This window comes from Bacillus cereus group sp. MYBK95-2 (genome assembly GCF_051915225.1).
GTDB classification, from domain to species: domain Bacteria; phylum Bacillota; class Bacilli; order Bacillales; family Bacillaceae_G; genus Bacillus_A; species Bacillus_A cereus.
Genome location: NZ_JBQAEH010000005.1, coordinates 54,534 through 69,852 on the forward strand (window position 1 = coordinate 54,534; position 15,319 = coordinate 69,852).

Consider the following 15,319-nt stretch of genomic DNA (forward strand, 5'->3'; position numbering starts at 1 on the left):
GTTTTCCTCCTAAATTTTTAATTCTGTACGAAATCTCATACCATAATGATAGATTTTCGTATCGGGTTCATATAAATTTGCTGTTGTAATACGCTGAAATCCTATATTTTTCATAGAAGTGTTTACTGCTTCTTTTAAATCACCCTTAACAGGGCTAAAAGACCAAATGTCTACTTGAAATAAAATAATGCTAGTAGATTCCGCACCCTCCGCGTATCTCCTAGCACTATTATCTAACTCAGAATAAGTAATCCATGTTTTTCCGTTATCGTCACCACGAATCATATTGTAGATATATTCTCCACCAATTTTTTCTACAATATGAGGCGTTGTAAGTGCACGTAACACATCTCTTTCTAAGAATCTCATACGATATGCAATGCCGTTGCAAAGACATTTCGCATCTCATGAACTGCCTTTACTTCCGTGTGAGTTACTGTCTTCTCAATAAAGCCTTTATGTGGTGGATGTGGCATTTTACTTGTTCCCCAGTTTTGGAATTTCATATAAAAGTGTGGGGAATTATCATCTCTTTCCCACCCCACACTAATTGATTTGACTCCATTTCTAGTTTTTATTTTTCCGACAAGCACCTCGTCCTTTGCATGTTTACCTGTTCTCCATGATTCTTTTGGTGAAGGTGGCTTTGGATGTGCACTTACTGGGCTTTCTACCTCTAAAGCATCCCTTACTACCTCAGCACCTTTCTTTAATGCTGAGTTTTCAATTGTTTTTACACTTCTTCCTAAAGCTTCAAAACGATGAATTGCTTCTTGTATTCCGAAGGTTGTTACTTCTGCCATATAGATCGCTCCTCGCACACCAAGCATGTCTCTTGATGTTGTTCATCAACATCTACAACAGCTTTTATTTCAAAGAGTCGGTCATCATATAAGACTCGCATTTTCGAATCAATTCCCCTACGAAATCGCATAAAAAAATTCACTGTTCGTACCGCATTTTCAGTATTTCCAGCGAATATTTCATAGTTAAATCCCTTTCCAAATGGTGTTTTTGCTCTTGCCCAAACAGTGACAACATCTTTCCATTCTGGTGGAATTGGATTCCCTTCTTCATCTTTTTCATTTGTAATTTCCTGTTGAATTGTTATTCTTTTATTTAATTTACTTGGATTCATGATTATCACCGTTATTATAGTCCCTTAATTGTAATATGGTAGTTTCTAATGACTGTTTTAACACAGGGACATTTAATGATTTATCTTGATTCTCATAGTTTAATAAAACATGTGTAATTACCGCTATTTTGTAAAGGGCCTTTTCACTTTCAGGAACACCAGAACCTAGTAAAGCTTCTTTTGCTCCATCGATTAGAAGTTGGATAACTGTATCCTCTTCATTCCCATCAATTTTTAATTTTCCTTTTATAAGCTCCAGCATGCTATCACCTACGATCCTGAAGCATTTGTTTTCACTAATAATTCAACGCTTAACGTTGAACTTAATCCGTTATTCCCAACAACTTTTACTTGATAAGAATATGTTGTATCACCTGTTAATCCTGTATCTTTATAGGTTGTTGTTACTGACGTTCCTACTTGTTTGCCATTACGTAATATTTGATATTCTCTAATGCCCCCATCATACACAACAGGAGACCAACTAATGTTGGCCGTAGTTACTGTTGTAGAATCAACTTTTAATCCTGTTGGTTCTTGGGGAGGATTAGGGGGTAGTCTGTACTTCAGCGATACGGAATGCTGATTTCAGTTTAATTTTATGATCAACCCAAGCTGTTAAAACAAATAATTCAATGCCTGTTTTCACATCTTTGTCACGATCATAAATCATATTTGGATCGTAGTTGAAGTGAGAATACCTGAAATCACCCACAATAGGGTTCACTGCTGAATCACAGAACTTAACTGGTTTCCCTAAAACTTGTTCTGGTTGAGCATTATATAAAGTAGCACTACCATTAGCCAGTGTTTCAATTATTTCTAAATAATCCGCGTAACGCATTTCAATAGTTGCATTTGCACGGAAATCTTCATGTAAATCTGCAACTGCCGACTTAATAGCTTTATATAAAGTAGCACCTTTAACACTTTTAATGCCAGCTTTATAGAATGACATGGATTCTTCTCCAGCTTTAGGAGTTGTTGTAAATGCCACTTTCTTTTCTTTTGCTGCTAAACCACTTTCTAACGCCTGATCTACAACTTGTACTAAGTTTGTATCTGTTGACGCTAAAATAGTTTCTGAGATAGGTACAAAAACCTTGAATTTGTGACGTCCGAATATTACAACATCACCTTCTGCTTTTAGTTCCTTCGCTGTATCTGTATCAGCAATAAAATCATCATCATCTAATGTAAATGTAACTTTAGGAATTTCAAGATTCGTTACACTTGTAAATGTAGATACTTCCCTTAATGGATTTTTAACGAATGGTTCATGTAATAATTCATTCGTCATTGTGCTTGGGAGAATTTTTTCTCCACCTGTTGAGTTCTTATCACCAAGAGCTGCTCGTGCTTCTTGTGATAAAGTACCACCGCGAATTGTAGCGCGAACTAACTCTGCTTTCGCTGCAATTACCTTTTGCTTTGGATCTTCAATAGATTGTAAACCAGTTTGAGTTTGAAATTGTGCTTTTTGTTCAGCTTCCATCGTGTCATGTTGTTCTTTAATTACATTGAAGCGCATTTGAAGATCTTTCTTGGATTGTTGTAACGTTTGTAGACTTTCCATGGTTGCGGATGGATCAATTGCCTTCTGAGAAAGTTCACTCTCTACTTTTTGGAGCTGTTGACCAATAGTAGATAAATTTTGTTTTAATTCAAATAATGTATTTTTTGAAAAGTATTGAAAGTTACCAAGGGATAATCGAAATTTATTTTTCATTTTCATGAATGAATTCCTCCTAAAATTGTTTTTATATAGTCCGCGTTAGCTTTCGCTTCTTCGGCAATTTTTTGTCGTTCTAACATTTCGTTTGATGATATGTTAGCTTGTGCATTAACTAATTGTTGTGGAATATTTTTGTATTCCTTCATCCACTTTTCATCTAGACATGCTGCTGCATTATTTGCTGAGATAACTTCATCACAAAGTCCATATCCCATTGCTTCTTCAGCTGATAACCATGTCTCTGCATCTAGTAATTGTTTTAATGTATCTTCATTTAACTTGTCACCAGCACGGGTTAGATAGTGTTGTACCATCGATTGGTTAATACGTTCAATATCATCCGCTGCTTTACGTAACTGATCGGCATTTCCTGATGCATATGTCCATGCATTGTGTATCATCATCATTGAATTAGCATACATAATAATTTTGTCTGAAATCATTGGTAATACTGAAGCACATGAAGCGCCTATTCCATCAATATAAGAGATAACTTTCGCCTGATGCCTTTGTAACATTGCGATAATAGCCATCGTTTCAAAGACAGATCCACCTGGACTATTGATGTAAAGGTTAATCGTTTCAATATCGTCACCTAATTCATCAAGTTCATTTTTGAACGTAATAGAAGATACTTCTCCATACTCTTCCCATGCATACTTTGTAATTTCTCCATAAATAAAAACATCGGCCGTTTTACCATTGGCGGATGCTTTCATTTGAAAAAACTTATTCTGTTTGTTCTTTGCCACCGTTTTCCCCCCCCTTCCGTTGAGTTGGGTCCATATCAATCGGATATAAATCACCACTTACCCAAAGTTTTGAAGCATTACCACCCACAGGCGGTTCATCTTCTTTTTGACGAACATCATCTTGTGATAACCATCCACTCCTAATTGCGGCTTGGTAATAAGCTGTTCTTGAAGCTGTATCACCTCTTAACAGCCCTCCAAGGTTGAATTTAAAGTAATGGCCTTCTTGCCGTTCTTTTTTATTCAGCAACTTACGATTCATTTCTTGCTCATACTGACGAACAATAGGAGTCAAAGTCATTTGAACAAACTGAATCATCAACTGTTCATTACTGCTGTAACTTTGTCCTTCCGTGTCATTTAAAAATGTAACCGGAACATTAAAAACGTTAGCAACCCTTGAACGAGTAATTCGTTCTGATGCTAACGTATCTGAAGCGAAGTATTTCCGCTCCATTTCTTCTATATTCACACCTGGTTCCCTGAATAAAATACCACCATTCTCTTGATAGAATCGTCTAAAATCATCAATGATTTTTTGTCTCTTGTCATTATCTACCTGTGTTGCATAATCCAAAATAAAACTATCTTTCTTCTGCATTTCTGACAAACTAAATTCTTGTACTGCCTTATCATATTCAAGAGTATTTCTCAATACATCAATTGGACAAATACCTTTCCATCTTGAAATACCTGTGATGTGTTTGACATGAAACATGTTCATATTGTGAATGTAATATGTACCTTCAATCCCACGTACCTCATACCACAAATTATTATCATCAATGTTTAAAAAAGGCGTTACATAAGCGGATTCAATAGGGATTAATGATTCCACTTGAAACCGAATATCACGGATAATAGCTGCATATCCATTTCCAGTCTCATTTCTTGAGACTTCAATTTTATTTATCCATTCAAATCCGGTCATGTTTGGATTAGGTTCATTCATCACAACATCAGACACTTGGTTAAAAACCGTGTCATAATCCTTGTAAAGCTTTAATGGCAAAGATGCTACTGTATTAGATAATCTGCTAATCACACTAAAAATCGTCTCATTTGTAGCTAACTTCGCATTATCAATACCCCAAAACTTCCTTCCAAACCATGAAGTGAAGTCATATCCAGCACCTTTCCATCCCAATGAAGCTCCTTTAATTGCCCCCTTAACACGATTAATCAATTTCAATTTCTCACCGCCCTTCTATTTAAAAAGATCGTTAACTGATATAAATTCAATATTTCCATCACCTTTTAATTGAGATAACATAGGGATTACTTCCGTATGAGCGTTTAAAAACGCTGCAAAGCCATCAATCTTTCGATATTTACTCTGTTTAGATGGTAAAAAGTTCCCATTTCTGTCTTCCACAAGCTTTACATTGTTCATATACCAACGGAAAAGACGGTTTTTATTACTAATTATTTTTCCATCCAACAACAATTCTTTTACATCCTTTAATGCTGGGCTTAAAGTTAAATGCCCTTGTCGAACTGGTTCGGTTTTAAATCCATATGCTTTTAAATCTTCATTTAAACGGTAAGCATTGGCTGGATCATAAGTGATTTTCTTTATAAAATATTGTTCAGCTTGCTCGACAAACCAATCATACACATACTCATATTTCACATACTCACCAGGGATAATAGTGAGCCAACCTTTGTCTTTAAATTCTTTAAAACTAATATTCTCGTTATCACGATCAACTTTAGCCTGCGGAACCCAACTATGAGATAGCACAAAAACATTCCCATCCTCTAAAGGGAACTCCAAACAGGCGCTTGTAAAATCTTCTGTTGCAGACAGATCATAACCCGCAACACATTCTTTACCTGCTAATGCCTTTATATCAATAACTTCTTCATTTCTTTTTAATATCTCAATACCCACAAAGGACATTTCATCATTATCAACAAAGATGTTAAATTGTTTTGTAATCCAGTCATTCTTTTCCGCATCTGTATGCTTGTCTGTATTCCAGTCATCAATAAGCGATGGAAGATCTAGCGAAACTCCCATATTAGGATTTGCTTTAATCCATAGTTCAGGATTCTCAATTTCGTCCACGCTATCCATTTCAGCCATGAAATAAAACTTTCTATCTTGGTCGATAACTCCTTCCAAAACATCAGTTGCAATTTCATAGTATTGGACAAGTGGCCCTTCAAGCTGATATCCTGCCGTAGTGATATAAACAATCATTGGTTGTTTACGTGCACCACGTGATTTTTTTATAACATTAATTAACTTAAAGTTTTTGAATTCATGTATTTCATCAAAAATACCAAGATGTGTATTTAATCCGTCTAGTTTCTTACTATCTGATGCACGAGGTTCAATTTTAGAATGCGTTTTATCATGGAAAATACCTTTCTGATTTTCGCGTAAATGTTTCCGAAGAAGGGGTGATTTTTGAACCATTGCACGACTTTCATCAAATAACTCCCCAGCTTGTTGTTTTGTATTTGCTAAAACATAAACACGAGCACCTGGTTCATTATCTTTAGCAACAGCATAATTAGATAAACCAGAAATCATTGTAGTTTTTCCATTTTTACGTCCAATAAAAATAAGGCCCTCACGAAAGCGCCTATAACCTGTATCTTTATGAATCCATCCATACAAAGAACCTATAACAAAGTGTTGCCACGGTTGAAGAACCAACCTTTTATAATCACCTTTTGATGGACGACAAAACTTTTCGATATATCGTATAGGTCGATGCGCTTTTTCTTCATCAAAAACCCAAGGAAACTCCTCAGTCCCCTGTCTCCTCAAATCGTTTAGATGACGTTGACAAGACAAGACATTTTTCTTACTAGCTATTATGTTTCCTTTCACAACTTGTTCTGCATACCAAGTTGTTCTTAGTTCAGGAGATGGATCTACCAAAATATTAAAATGCTGTATCTGCTCATTTCGCCAATTTTTATACCACTTAGCTATTTCAGAGGGCTTAGAAGTTGTCGTAATCATCATCAGAATCTCCAGTTAGCTCTTCCTGAAGCTTTTTTCGGCTTGCCCCAGTCAACCCTAGCTCCCCTAAATATTGTCGAATCTGTTGTAAATACTTAGGTATCTCTGGTATCAAAGTGTGCTTAGTCAGATTTGTAGCACCAGCTTTATTTGTATACTCCATCGTCAGACCTTCTTTTTTAACATTAGCTGCCATCTCTCTAAACATTTGATAACTGAAGGCAATCGCTTCAACTACAATGGGATCATTGATATCAGCCTTTCCTTCAACTTCTAAAACAGACCAAATACGAATCCAAGTATCTTTTCCTACCTTTTTTAAATGCGTAGGCGGTTTCCTCTCAATCAATCCTTTATCCACGATATCACCTCACTTACATTTTATGGATAAAAAGTACCAATTCAGAAATAAAAAGCTCTTATTTTCAGGCTTTCCCCCCCTTTAGAAACATCACTTGCGCTACCCACGAAGGAGGCGTCCGGTCTGGGCGGAAACGGCTCTCAACAATAAAAGGAGGGGGGCTATATGAATTCTTTGTTTGCTTTTACTTTTACGAATTGAATCTTCCTTTTACTTTTCTTTTTTCCTCCACCCTTTTCAGGATGTTCTTTGTTGTGACATGCATTACATAAACTAATTAAATTATCTAATGTTAATGCAAGTTCAGGATACTCAGTTCTTTCTTTGATATGATGAACCATATCAGCAGGTACTGGCATCATTGGATCGTGCTTCATGCACTCTTGGCAGCGGTAGTTGTCTCGTATCAATGCTAACTCTCTACACCTTCGCCACGCTGTGCTATCGTAGAACTTCTTCGCTTCTTTATCACGTTTATATTTATCGTAGAACTTTCGTTGTTGTGTTGTTTTATTTTTAGTCATCACTTTAAACTATCGTTCGGGCTACAGCTTGACCGTCAAGATATAATTCAACGGTTTCAGCTTCTCCTGTATACTTGTTCATAAACTTTTCTAACCTCTCAAATGCACTTACACATTCGTTGATAGCTAATGTAAGTTCTTCAATATTTTCTTTCGCTTCTGTCGTATCAATATCGATTTGAGCTGAAACTTTATTTCGCTTTTCCATCATTCATCCTCCTCCAAAATAAAAAACCGTCTAACATTATATATTAGACGGTAAATCCCACTTTTTACTTATTGTATTTTGCTTCAATAGCAAACCATGTTCCAGCTAATGAAAATAGCCCAATAATTGTTGTTACAGTTCCCGATAAATCCAGTGGATATTGTTCAACAACAAATGCACCTAACATACCTGTAGCAATTACCAAAAGAAATTGCCATGCATTGTACATCCATTTTTTCTTGGTTGGTTTCTTGCACTTACACTGACACGGTGTTGATACAAACTCTTCTTCCATTTCAATGTACACTTTACCATTTTCATTTTCTTCATACTTAGAATATTTTCGTTTCATTTTAAATTCCTCCTAAAAGCCTTTATTTTTGTTACTAAACTAGGTTTTAAGAGAAAAAACGTAAACCCTTTTTTTATTTTTAAAAAAACATCCGGTAAATGAAGTTTTATTCTTCTTCCAGCTAACAACCATGACAGACACTTTTGGCGAACTTATCAGGTCTCCCTCATTCCATCTACCTAGGATGTTGTTAGCTCAAAGAAGAGCAAAAGCCCTTCTCCGTTCACACAACAGATTTCGATTTCGGAATTGAAAACAAGAAACAACATCTCATTCAATCCACAACCATCACCCATAGCCTAACGATCCATTTGAATTATAAAGGAATGTGAAAAATGTTTTCCGCCACTTCTCACAATACAAATATAACATGTTAAAAACCAAAACGTGTCCTTAAATAGTTCGCAAATAGTTCGCATTTTGAAAAACTTATCTGCGAATAGACTCCCTAAACGCTTTTGCCCTAGCTGGTCTCGAAATAAGTTCATCTACAATATAATTTAATAAGCTAAACAATATATAAGCGTACTTTGGGTTATCATCTATGTTGATTTTCCCTGGGTGCACCGCATTATTACCCACTAGTCTCACAGACTCTAGCGCATCATACACTGATTCATCCACTTTGCCTTGTTCCTTTAACAGCTTAATATTGTCAAACACTCTATTACTTTCAGGATATCCCAAATGAACAAGCAATTTTTCTAGTGATAATCTAAGTAAAGCACAAGCTGATTTAGGAGACAGACGGACAATTTCCCTAGCTTCATTATATAAACTCTTTATCAATTCTGGCATATCAGAGCTCGGTTCTTCAACGTTATGAGATGTAGGATATATAATTTCATCCTTCTTCCATATCATATATTCTTTACATACTGTACAAACGCTAATATTAAACTCCCAATCTACTAATGAAATATATTGCGTTGGTGTTGATGTCGACAACCTTGGCGACTTTTTAAACTTTTTCATAAAATCCTCATGCGATTTCTCCGTTACTAAATTCACGCTTTCCGTTTCGTTATAAACTGTTAACCATTTATGTTTTGCCCTTACCTCACAATGTGGGCAATCAAATATTTCAGAATGCAATGTTGGTGCTATAAACTTTTTCATAGTACAACCCCCTAATGATTTCATATGTAAAATTATGAATGAAATTCCAAATCAAAACAACTATTTATCCCCTTTTTTGTGTACATTTTATTGTTTTCAAATGAAAATAATAAAAAATGAATTAGCTATAAACTAGATTGTGTTGAGTTACCCTATCCTGTTTTTTCCTAGAGCTATCAAGCTTTCTAGCATTTCAGCAAAATGAATTTGACACTTTCAGTTTAAAGCTAATTCAATAAGTGATTAAAAAAAGAATTAGATTCTAAATTTCCTTTGATAATCATTTAATGTATCTTGTTGGATTCCTATATATCTTAAAGTCTCTTTCTGATCTGTATGATTTAACATTTGTTGTAAAGCAACTACATCTTTAAACTGTTTATAATGATGGTACCCATATGTCTTTCTAAGCGAATGAGTTCCAATACGTTCTAATCCAAATTCTTGTGCTGCCTGATTCAATATGACATATGCCATTGATCTTGTAATAGGCCTGTTCTTTCCATTCCTACTTTTAATGAGAAATTCATTCTTCGGTTTTCCTTTTGTATAATCTCTTAATGCTTTCTTTAAATCAGAAGGCATCTTCACATCTTTAATTTTATTAGTTTTCTTTTCACGAATAAAAATATTCCACCCTTCAACATCACGTACTCGTAAACGTAGAATATCTGAAATGCGTAATCCTGTATTAATACCAAGAAGGAACAGAATGTAATTACGTTCATTCTGTTCCTTAAAATATTCTTTTAGTTCTTTAATCATTTCTTTATCTCGAATCGGTTGTACAATGTTCATACACTTTGCCCCTCTTTTTGTTTACGTGTTTTTAGATATACCTCTTTCTTTAGATTAAAAGCTAAACGTAATATCGCGCGTCCTTTTAACTTATAATACTTTGTTTTACCTATACCTAAATCCATCCAGATATCGGGATCGTATCCAATATCATCTTCCATATAAAATTTCACGATGACCTCTCGTTCATCATCTCTTAGACGATTCACAGCATCATACAACCAACTCATAAATTCATTTCTTTCTTGTTCATACTCAATTCTTTCAATTGCAATATTTTCAGTTGAACTATTAGACTCATTTGTAGTTGATGGAGGAACAATAGAATATGATGCTGTTACTTTTGGCAGTATATCACATGGCATCGTTGCTAAATACTTACGATACTCGTTGAATACTTTTTCAATTTCTTGTTTTGTTCTTTTCCCATCCACGATTGGCATTTTAAATGATAATTGTTTATTCATATTAAATTCCTCCATTGTTATTATTTTTGTCTTAAAGCTCCACGTCTGCATTCATAACGTGGTCCACGAATTCCCATTAAATCTTCTATATAACGAGTACTTAATTTCTCTTTTCTTTTTTTCTTATTTTTCTTCTTTACTTGTTTTTATTGTTTTTTTCACTCACATAGCTGATCCTTTAACACCTTCATTTCCCCATCTCCCTTTTCAAAATAAAAAGGACACCTATTCCTAAAACAGCTCTAATTACTGTTTTAGGAATAGGTGTCCTCTAGTTTTCTAGCCGGACTTAAATATTTAATTATATCCCTTGAGGATCTTTGCTTTCGTTTTTCAAATTTAAAACTGTTCTAGAAAACAAAAAATTATGTTTCATTTTCACAGTATCTTTATTAAAGTTTATGGCTATATCGGGATTATCAAAATCTTTAACGTTAATAGGATATTTTGCATATGGATTCAGGTATAGACTTGTACCATCTAATAATGACTCTTTATACTTGGTTTGTGGCACTACATATCGTATTGCTTCAGTATCATAGTTATTATAATTTCGAGTTTCAAATATAATATTATCTTTTTTATTAATTGATACAGCTCGTACTTTCCCAGCCGTAGCTACTGGATTAAATAATATCCCGCTAATATATGAATACTTATTATTATTAAATATTCCTACAGGTATTTGTGCGGTTCCGCCTTTTTTTATAATATGATCCGTATATTCAAAATGTGGTATCAAATCTATATATTCCGCTTTCGTCAAACCATATAAGACTCTTTGAATGGCCCCTGTACCTTGTAGATACGAAAGTGGTTGTTCGAAACTCCCTACCGCTAATATAAACGGCTTTCCTTTTACATGATCCATTTTCGAATAACTATTTTCATATTTTTCACATTTTGCTTTTATACTGCTAGATATTCTTTCTGTTGCTAGATGTACAATTTCATTATGTATTTCTGTTCTATCTTCACCAGCTTCATATAGGCGTATTAGTTCTCCCAACCTTTCATGCTCTGGCAATCCATCTTTTGGATTATTGGTTGCAACTGCTTCAACTAGTAATTCTGCTTTAGTTCTTCTAGACTTCAAGTAAAAATCTGGTGCATGGTATGCATAATCAATTTTGAAGCCTAAATTTTTAAAGGAAGCATGTAAATATAACTCCCAAAATGATGAATTAAATGTTGTTTGAAACTCTTTTACAAACTTATTATCACGGTCTTCAAATCCAAGACTCCAACCATTTAAAACCCCTCTTAAATCCGTATCCTGCTCTACATATTTAAAATTCGGATGCAACCTACTCTCTTTTACCTCTAAGTTAAATAGTTCCATATACTCTTCCCCCTATTATTAATATAGAATATAAATCCATTATACACCTTATAATACTATGCTAATGGATCCCTTAACCTTACTGCTAACTTTCTTATTAAAAGATTATTTTGTATATCATCATTTACATCCGATTATTTTACTAATAAAATACTATTAAATGGTAATGAAATGACCCTAACTATCAGGAGGAAAATCTATGCTTACGCAAATCGAAAATTTTCTAGTTTATGAATATCATTTTTTAGATGATTTATCGTTTATAAAACCTCTAAACGAATATCTAGATTCTAATCAAGAAGAAATAACAACTAAATTAAAGCAATTATTTTCTAGATACGGTTGGGAGGGTGATGGAGAATTAGGTATTATATGGCTCCCTCCTTTTGTAGATATCGGTATAGAAAATACATGCGGACACTATGTTTTTCATGTAAAACAATCCAATAACGGGACATCTTTTTTAGCTTCTGACATTGAACTTCCCTTCGAAATACTAATAGAACAAAATGCTTTCCAATCAAAAATAGAAGAATCAAACACTGAATCTACACATTCAGAAATAAATATTATTGAAACCGATGTGGAATTTTTTAAAAAACAGCTACTTGATTACAAAATAAAAATCCATAATGAATTGCAAGCAGTAGATAATCTTCCAAATACAGAATTAACTGACGAAATTAAGAACAAGATTTTAGGTTATAACCAATGTATGATAATACAACATTTACATGACTTTATTGATAACTGCTTCCTTTCAATACTATTAGAAGTATTCAATAATGGTAATAGTAACAACCTTAAATTAAAGAAAAGCGCAGTAAAAATTGATTTAAGTAAACATTCTTTAAAAGATAATAAGTTGCCAAACGATTCTTGGTTTACAATCCAAATGATAATTAGTGATATATGGAATTCATTCAAATTTGAAAGCTTCAATGAAAAATTGAAAAAAATCGCTAGTTCATTTGATTATAAAATTCAACATGATTTAAAAAAGGAAATGCTTAAGCATGTAATTATCAGAAATTGCATTCAACATCATAATTGCAAACTAGAACCATCTTCATTAAAAAGCTTTGGTTATAACTCAATCAGCGTGCTAAACAATAATAATGAAATTCTAGAAATAAGTTCCTGGAAAGCTATTGTTCTTTCAAAAAACGAATTATTTATCCTCATTAATTCTTTACTAAATTTCGTTGATGAGTTTTCCTCACATGCAACAAATCGCACACTTAATCATCACACAATATAAAAATTTTTAAAAATGTCTCTATACTTTTCAATTTAGTATAGAGGCTTTATTTTTGAAAATTAGCTCCCAAACAGTCATCGAATTAATGATTAATACCCGTTATTCTATCTCCCGAAATTTTCCACACCCTTCACTTTTGTATTTTACAAACCAAGGAACATTCTAAGATTGTGTAACCACCTATAACTTTCGTACCTAATCTCATCTGACAAGTTAATAGTCTCATACTCCTCTCTATCGTATAATGATATAAAAGGAGGTGATTACTATAAATAATGAATCTATAGTCCTACTAATTGAGTTTTTGAGATTAAATATAATACCGATCGCAGCATTTTTTATCTCCTTGGCAACTTTTATAATCACACTTGCTAACTTTCAGAGAAATAAAGCTAGCATTAATTGCAGACAACTTAAAGATAATTGGACAGCTCACATACTTAAACCTGATAGAATCGACCCAAAAACACCTGATGTATATTGGCACAATGACTTTAGGGTAATTATAGACGTTATTATTACCAACGAAAGTGCACTACCAATTTCCATTATCGAATTCACTTTAAACAATAAGTTAAACTTCAATTCTTATAGTAAGCCCAATGATGAATATTCCATTACTACAAAGGCAGGAAAAGAAGTACATAATGGTGTCATTTCATTCAGTGGAAATGAGCATAAGTTAATATTTCCGGTGAATGATACATGGTTAAAACCTGTAATAGATATTCCCCCATATACTTCCTTAAGGGGACATTTATTTTTTCACTTCAATAAGATAGATGATGTAAATATTGGTAATAACACTTTAGAAATAGTTACTTCTAGAAAAACTTTTTCTTTTCAGGTAAAGATATCTGACAGCGTCCATTCTGTCCTTCCGCTACCAAATAGTATCCTTGAGGCTCGTGATGGAAAGTTTTTTTAAAATCACCCCTCACTTCTTCAATGTAGCTATCTAAGTCTTTCATTCTATTATCTTGAATGTAAATTTTAGAGGAAGCTAGTTCATTCGATATTGTTCTAGCTTCCTCTAACTTTTCTACTAACTTTTCAACCTTCTTCTGAGTTTCCTCTAAACCAAATGTCAATAAATCGCTCATAATCTCCCCCCATGCTTTACTAGATTTTTTTTAAAATAGCGTTTTTGTTCAGTTTCCCTCTATTCGATTACTTCACGTTTAAAAAATTTGTATTTCGCGATTGATCCAAAATACCAACTGCTTTCATCAACTTTCACAAGCTCCTTAGTTGAATTTTGGTAATAGATATTACCAACCTCACCCTTCAGAATTAACCAACACACATCAGCTAGTGAAATTTCTTTATATCTTTCCATATCCATTCCCCTTTCTCTCAAATAACGATTTTGTCTTACTCCTCAACCAACTAAAACTGTGTTAAAATTAACCCATAATTTGTAAGGAGGTATATAAAATGCTCTCACCGTACACATGTGTATCTTGTGATCAACCTCTCATACAACACGATGAACATTCGTTTATTCATTACTGTACTAATCCAAATTGTGAAGAAGCAAAATTGCACTCAGCTCTGTTGGAAGAGATGGGGTTGTGAATCCTATCTCTTTTCTTTCCAATAAGGATTTTGTTTAAATTTCTTTAACCTTATTAATTCCTTTGCATACAGTATTACCAAAAGGAATTCCACGGGTTACTCTGGTCAAGTTACCTTGAATTTCTTGCACACCTTAAGGGAAGAATCCGTTTATAACAAACGGGTTCTTTTATTTATTCATCATAAAATAACTATTTTGTTAATTTTCATAAAACCTCTCTTTGCCTAAATAGGTTCAAAATTATCTATTTTTCATATATAATACTTTTAGCAATTTAAATTCTATACATAAGTAATGGAGGCATTAAAATGGGGAGTGTCCCAAATTTACCACCACAACAATTAGTCCCAAAAAAACAAATTAATCCTAACAACAACCTACAAACGAATAAAAAGCTAAGACGTCGTCTTTTATTAGTCCTCGCTTTTATGCTACCTATGGTTATTTCCATACAAATCTGCATTTATAAGCAAGAACAAATGATTCAAGAAAAACAAATTACACTTAATAAAGAAAAGAAAAAATTGTCTGAATTAGAACTTATAGGACGTTATTTTGAAAACGATATTAAAACTTTAACAGAGAGTGAAGAAGGTATTTTAAAGTTCGCAAGGAAATTGTATGGATTCTCCAAACCTGATGAAACTATATTTCAAATAACTGAATAACTTTTCAATACATAAGCGATGTTCATAAATCATGG

21 protein-coding genes are annotated in these 15,319 nt (G+C 33.6%); 2 read left to right on the forward strand and 19 right to left on the reverse strand.

What is annotated here, in order from left to right:
• Nucleotides 1-9 precede the first annotated feature (9 nt).
• The 17 genes from ACTFN4_RS17675 to ACTFN4_RS17755 all read right to left on the reverse strand — a co-directional run bounded on the left by ACTFN4_RS17675 (nucleotide 10) and on the right by ACTFN4_RS17755 (nucleotide 11,776).
• Nucleotides 10-369, reverse strand: coding sequence for a structural protein (locus ACTFN4_RS17675; RefSeq protein WP_439962600.1), 360 nt, complete (start codon nucleotides 367-369; stop codon nucleotides 10-12).
• Entirely contained in the window at nucleotides 366-803 is a 438-nt protein-coding gene (locus ACTFN4_RS17680) for an HK97-gp10 family putative phage morphogenesis protein (RefSeq protein WP_439962601.1), read from the reverse strand. Before ACTFN4_RS17680 ends, ACTFN4_RS17675 begins: the two co-directional genes overlap by 4 nt.
• Nucleotides 791-1,138 carry a phage head closure protein gene (locus ACTFN4_RS17685; protein ID WP_439962602.1) on the reverse strand — a complete coding sequence of 116 codons (348 nt, stop codon included), beginning with the start codon at nucleotides 1,136-1,138 and terminating at the stop codon, nucleotides 791-793. The genes ACTFN4_RS17680 and ACTFN4_RS17685 overlap by 13 nt, the downstream gene beginning before the upstream one ends.
• Nucleotides 1,125-1,400: a head-tail connector protein gene (locus tag ACTFN4_RS17690; RefSeq protein WP_439962603.1), complete on the reverse strand. Its 276-nt coding sequence runs from the start codon at nucleotides 1,398-1,400 to the stop codon at nucleotides 1,125-1,127. The genes ACTFN4_RS17685 and ACTFN4_RS17690 overlap by 14 nt, the downstream gene beginning before the upstream one ends.
• A gap of 8 nt (nucleotides 1,401-1,408) precedes the next feature.
• Nucleotides 1,409-1,708 (reverse strand): fibronectin type III domain-containing protein, encoded by a 300-nt coding sequence (locus tag ACTFN4_RS17695; RefSeq protein ID WP_439962685.1) that lies wholly within the window; start codon nucleotides 1,706-1,708, stop codon nucleotides 1,409-1,411.
• A complete protein-coding gene (locus ACTFN4_RS17700; RefSeq protein ID WP_059303835.1) occupies nucleotides 1,686-2,873 on the reverse strand; it encodes a phage major capsid protein in 1,188 nt (395 codons plus the stop codon). The genes ACTFN4_RS17695 and ACTFN4_RS17700 overlap by 23 nt, the downstream gene beginning before the upstream one ends.
• Nucleotides 2,870-3,625 carry a head maturation protease, ClpP-related gene (locus tag ACTFN4_RS17705; RefSeq protein WP_439962604.1) on the reverse strand — a complete coding sequence of 252 codons (756 nt, stop codon included), beginning with the start codon at nucleotides 3,623-3,625 and terminating at the stop codon, nucleotides 2,870-2,872. The genes ACTFN4_RS17700 and ACTFN4_RS17705 overlap by 4 nt, the downstream gene beginning before the upstream one ends.
• Nucleotides 3,603-4,817: a phage portal protein gene (locus ACTFN4_RS17710; RefSeq protein ID WP_439962605.1), complete on the reverse strand. Its 1,215-nt coding sequence runs from the start codon at nucleotides 4,815-4,817 to the stop codon at nucleotides 3,603-3,605. The genes ACTFN4_RS17705 and ACTFN4_RS17710 overlap by 23 nt, the downstream gene beginning before the upstream one ends.
• Before the next feature lie 15 nt (nucleotides 4,818-4,832).
• Nucleotides 4,833-6,605 (reverse strand): terminase large subunit, encoded by a 1,773-nt coding sequence (locus tag ACTFN4_RS17715; protein ID WP_439962606.1) that lies wholly within the window; start codon nucleotides 6,603-6,605, stop codon nucleotides 4,833-4,835.
• Nucleotides 6,586-6,966: a phage terminase small subunit P27 family gene (locus tag ACTFN4_RS17720; protein ID WP_000357492.1), complete on the reverse strand. Its 381-nt coding sequence runs from the start codon at nucleotides 6,964-6,966 to the stop codon at nucleotides 6,586-6,588. Before ACTFN4_RS17720 ends, ACTFN4_RS17715 begins: the two co-directional genes overlap by 20 nt.
• A gap of 161 nt (nucleotides 6,967-7,127) precedes the next feature.
• Nucleotides 7,128-7,490 carry an HNH endonuclease gene (locus tag ACTFN4_RS17725; RefSeq protein ID WP_439962607.1) on the reverse strand — a complete coding sequence of 121 codons (363 nt, stop codon included), beginning with the start codon at nucleotides 7,488-7,490 and terminating at the stop codon, nucleotides 7,128-7,130.
• A gap of 4 nt (nucleotides 7,491-7,494) precedes the next feature.
• The gene (locus ACTFN4_RS17730) at nucleotides 7,495-7,698 is read right to left on the reverse strand and encodes a hypothetical protein (RefSeq protein WP_333724432.1); all 204 of its coding nucleotides are present in this window, start codon (nucleotides 7,696-7,698) and stop codon (nucleotides 7,495-7,497) included.
• A 64-nt stretch (nucleotides 7,699-7,762) separates the two neighbouring features.
• Nucleotides 7,763-8,050 (reverse strand): hypothetical protein, encoded by a 288-nt coding sequence (locus ACTFN4_RS17735; protein WP_439962608.1) that lies wholly within the window; start codon nucleotides 8,048-8,050, stop codon nucleotides 7,763-7,765.
• Nucleotides 8,051-8,479: 429 nt separating this feature from the next.
• Nucleotides 8,480-9,169 carry a DUF4145 domain-containing protein gene (locus tag ACTFN4_RS17740; RefSeq protein ID WP_439962609.1) on the reverse strand — a complete coding sequence of 230 codons (690 nt, stop codon included), beginning with the start codon at nucleotides 9,167-9,169 and terminating at the stop codon, nucleotides 8,480-8,482.
• A 255-nt stretch (nucleotides 9,170-9,424) separates the two neighbouring features.
• Nucleotides 9,425-9,967 (reverse strand): site-specific integrase, encoded by a 543-nt coding sequence (locus ACTFN4_RS17745; RefSeq protein ID WP_001028525.1) that lies wholly within the window; start codon nucleotides 9,965-9,967, stop codon nucleotides 9,425-9,427.
• Nucleotides 9,964-10,434, reverse strand: a complete 471-nt coding sequence (locus ACTFN4_RS17750) for an ArpU family phage packaging/lysis transcriptional regulator (RefSeq protein WP_439962610.1) — start codon at nucleotides 10,432-10,434, stop codon at nucleotides 9,964-9,966. The genes ACTFN4_RS17745 and ACTFN4_RS17750 overlap by 4 nt, the downstream gene beginning before the upstream one ends.
• A gap of 301 nt (nucleotides 10,435-10,735) precedes the next feature.
• Nucleotides 10,736-11,776, reverse strand: a complete 1,041-nt coding sequence (locus ACTFN4_RS17755; protein WP_439962611.1) for a hypothetical protein — start codon at nucleotides 11,774-11,776, stop codon at nucleotides 10,736-10,738.
• Nucleotides 11,777-11,975: 199 nt separating this feature from the next.
• Between ACTFN4_RS17755 and ACTFN4_RS17760 the strand changes: the two genes are divergently transcribed.
• Entirely contained in the window at nucleotides 11,976-13,037 is a 1,062-nt protein-coding gene (locus tag ACTFN4_RS17760; protein ID WP_439962612.1) for a hypothetical protein, read from the forward strand.
• An 824-nt stretch (nucleotides 13,038-13,861) separates the two neighbouring features.
• Here the strand turns inward: ACTFN4_RS17760 and ACTFN4_RS17765 are convergent.
• Both ACTFN4_RS17765 and ACTFN4_RS17770 read right to left on the reverse strand, forming a co-directional pair.
• Nucleotides 13,862-14,140, reverse strand: a complete 279-nt coding sequence (locus ACTFN4_RS17765) for a hypothetical protein (RefSeq protein WP_439962613.1) — start codon at nucleotides 14,138-14,140, stop codon at nucleotides 13,862-13,864.
• Between the two features lie 59 nt (nucleotides 14,141-14,199).
• Entirely contained in the window at nucleotides 14,200-14,376 is a 177-nt protein-coding gene (locus ACTFN4_RS17770) for a hypothetical protein (RefSeq protein ID WP_439962614.1), read from the reverse strand.
• A gap of 548 nt (nucleotides 14,377-14,924) precedes the next feature.
• Here ACTFN4_RS17770 and ACTFN4_RS17775 point away from each other — a divergent pair.
• Complete coding sequence (locus ACTFN4_RS17775) at nucleotides 14,925-15,284, forward strand: FtsB family cell division protein (protein WP_053564388.1); 360 nt, start codon at nucleotides 14,925-14,927, stop codon at nucleotides 15,282-15,284.
• The last annotated feature ends 35 nt before the right edge of the window (nucleotides 15,285-15,319 follow it).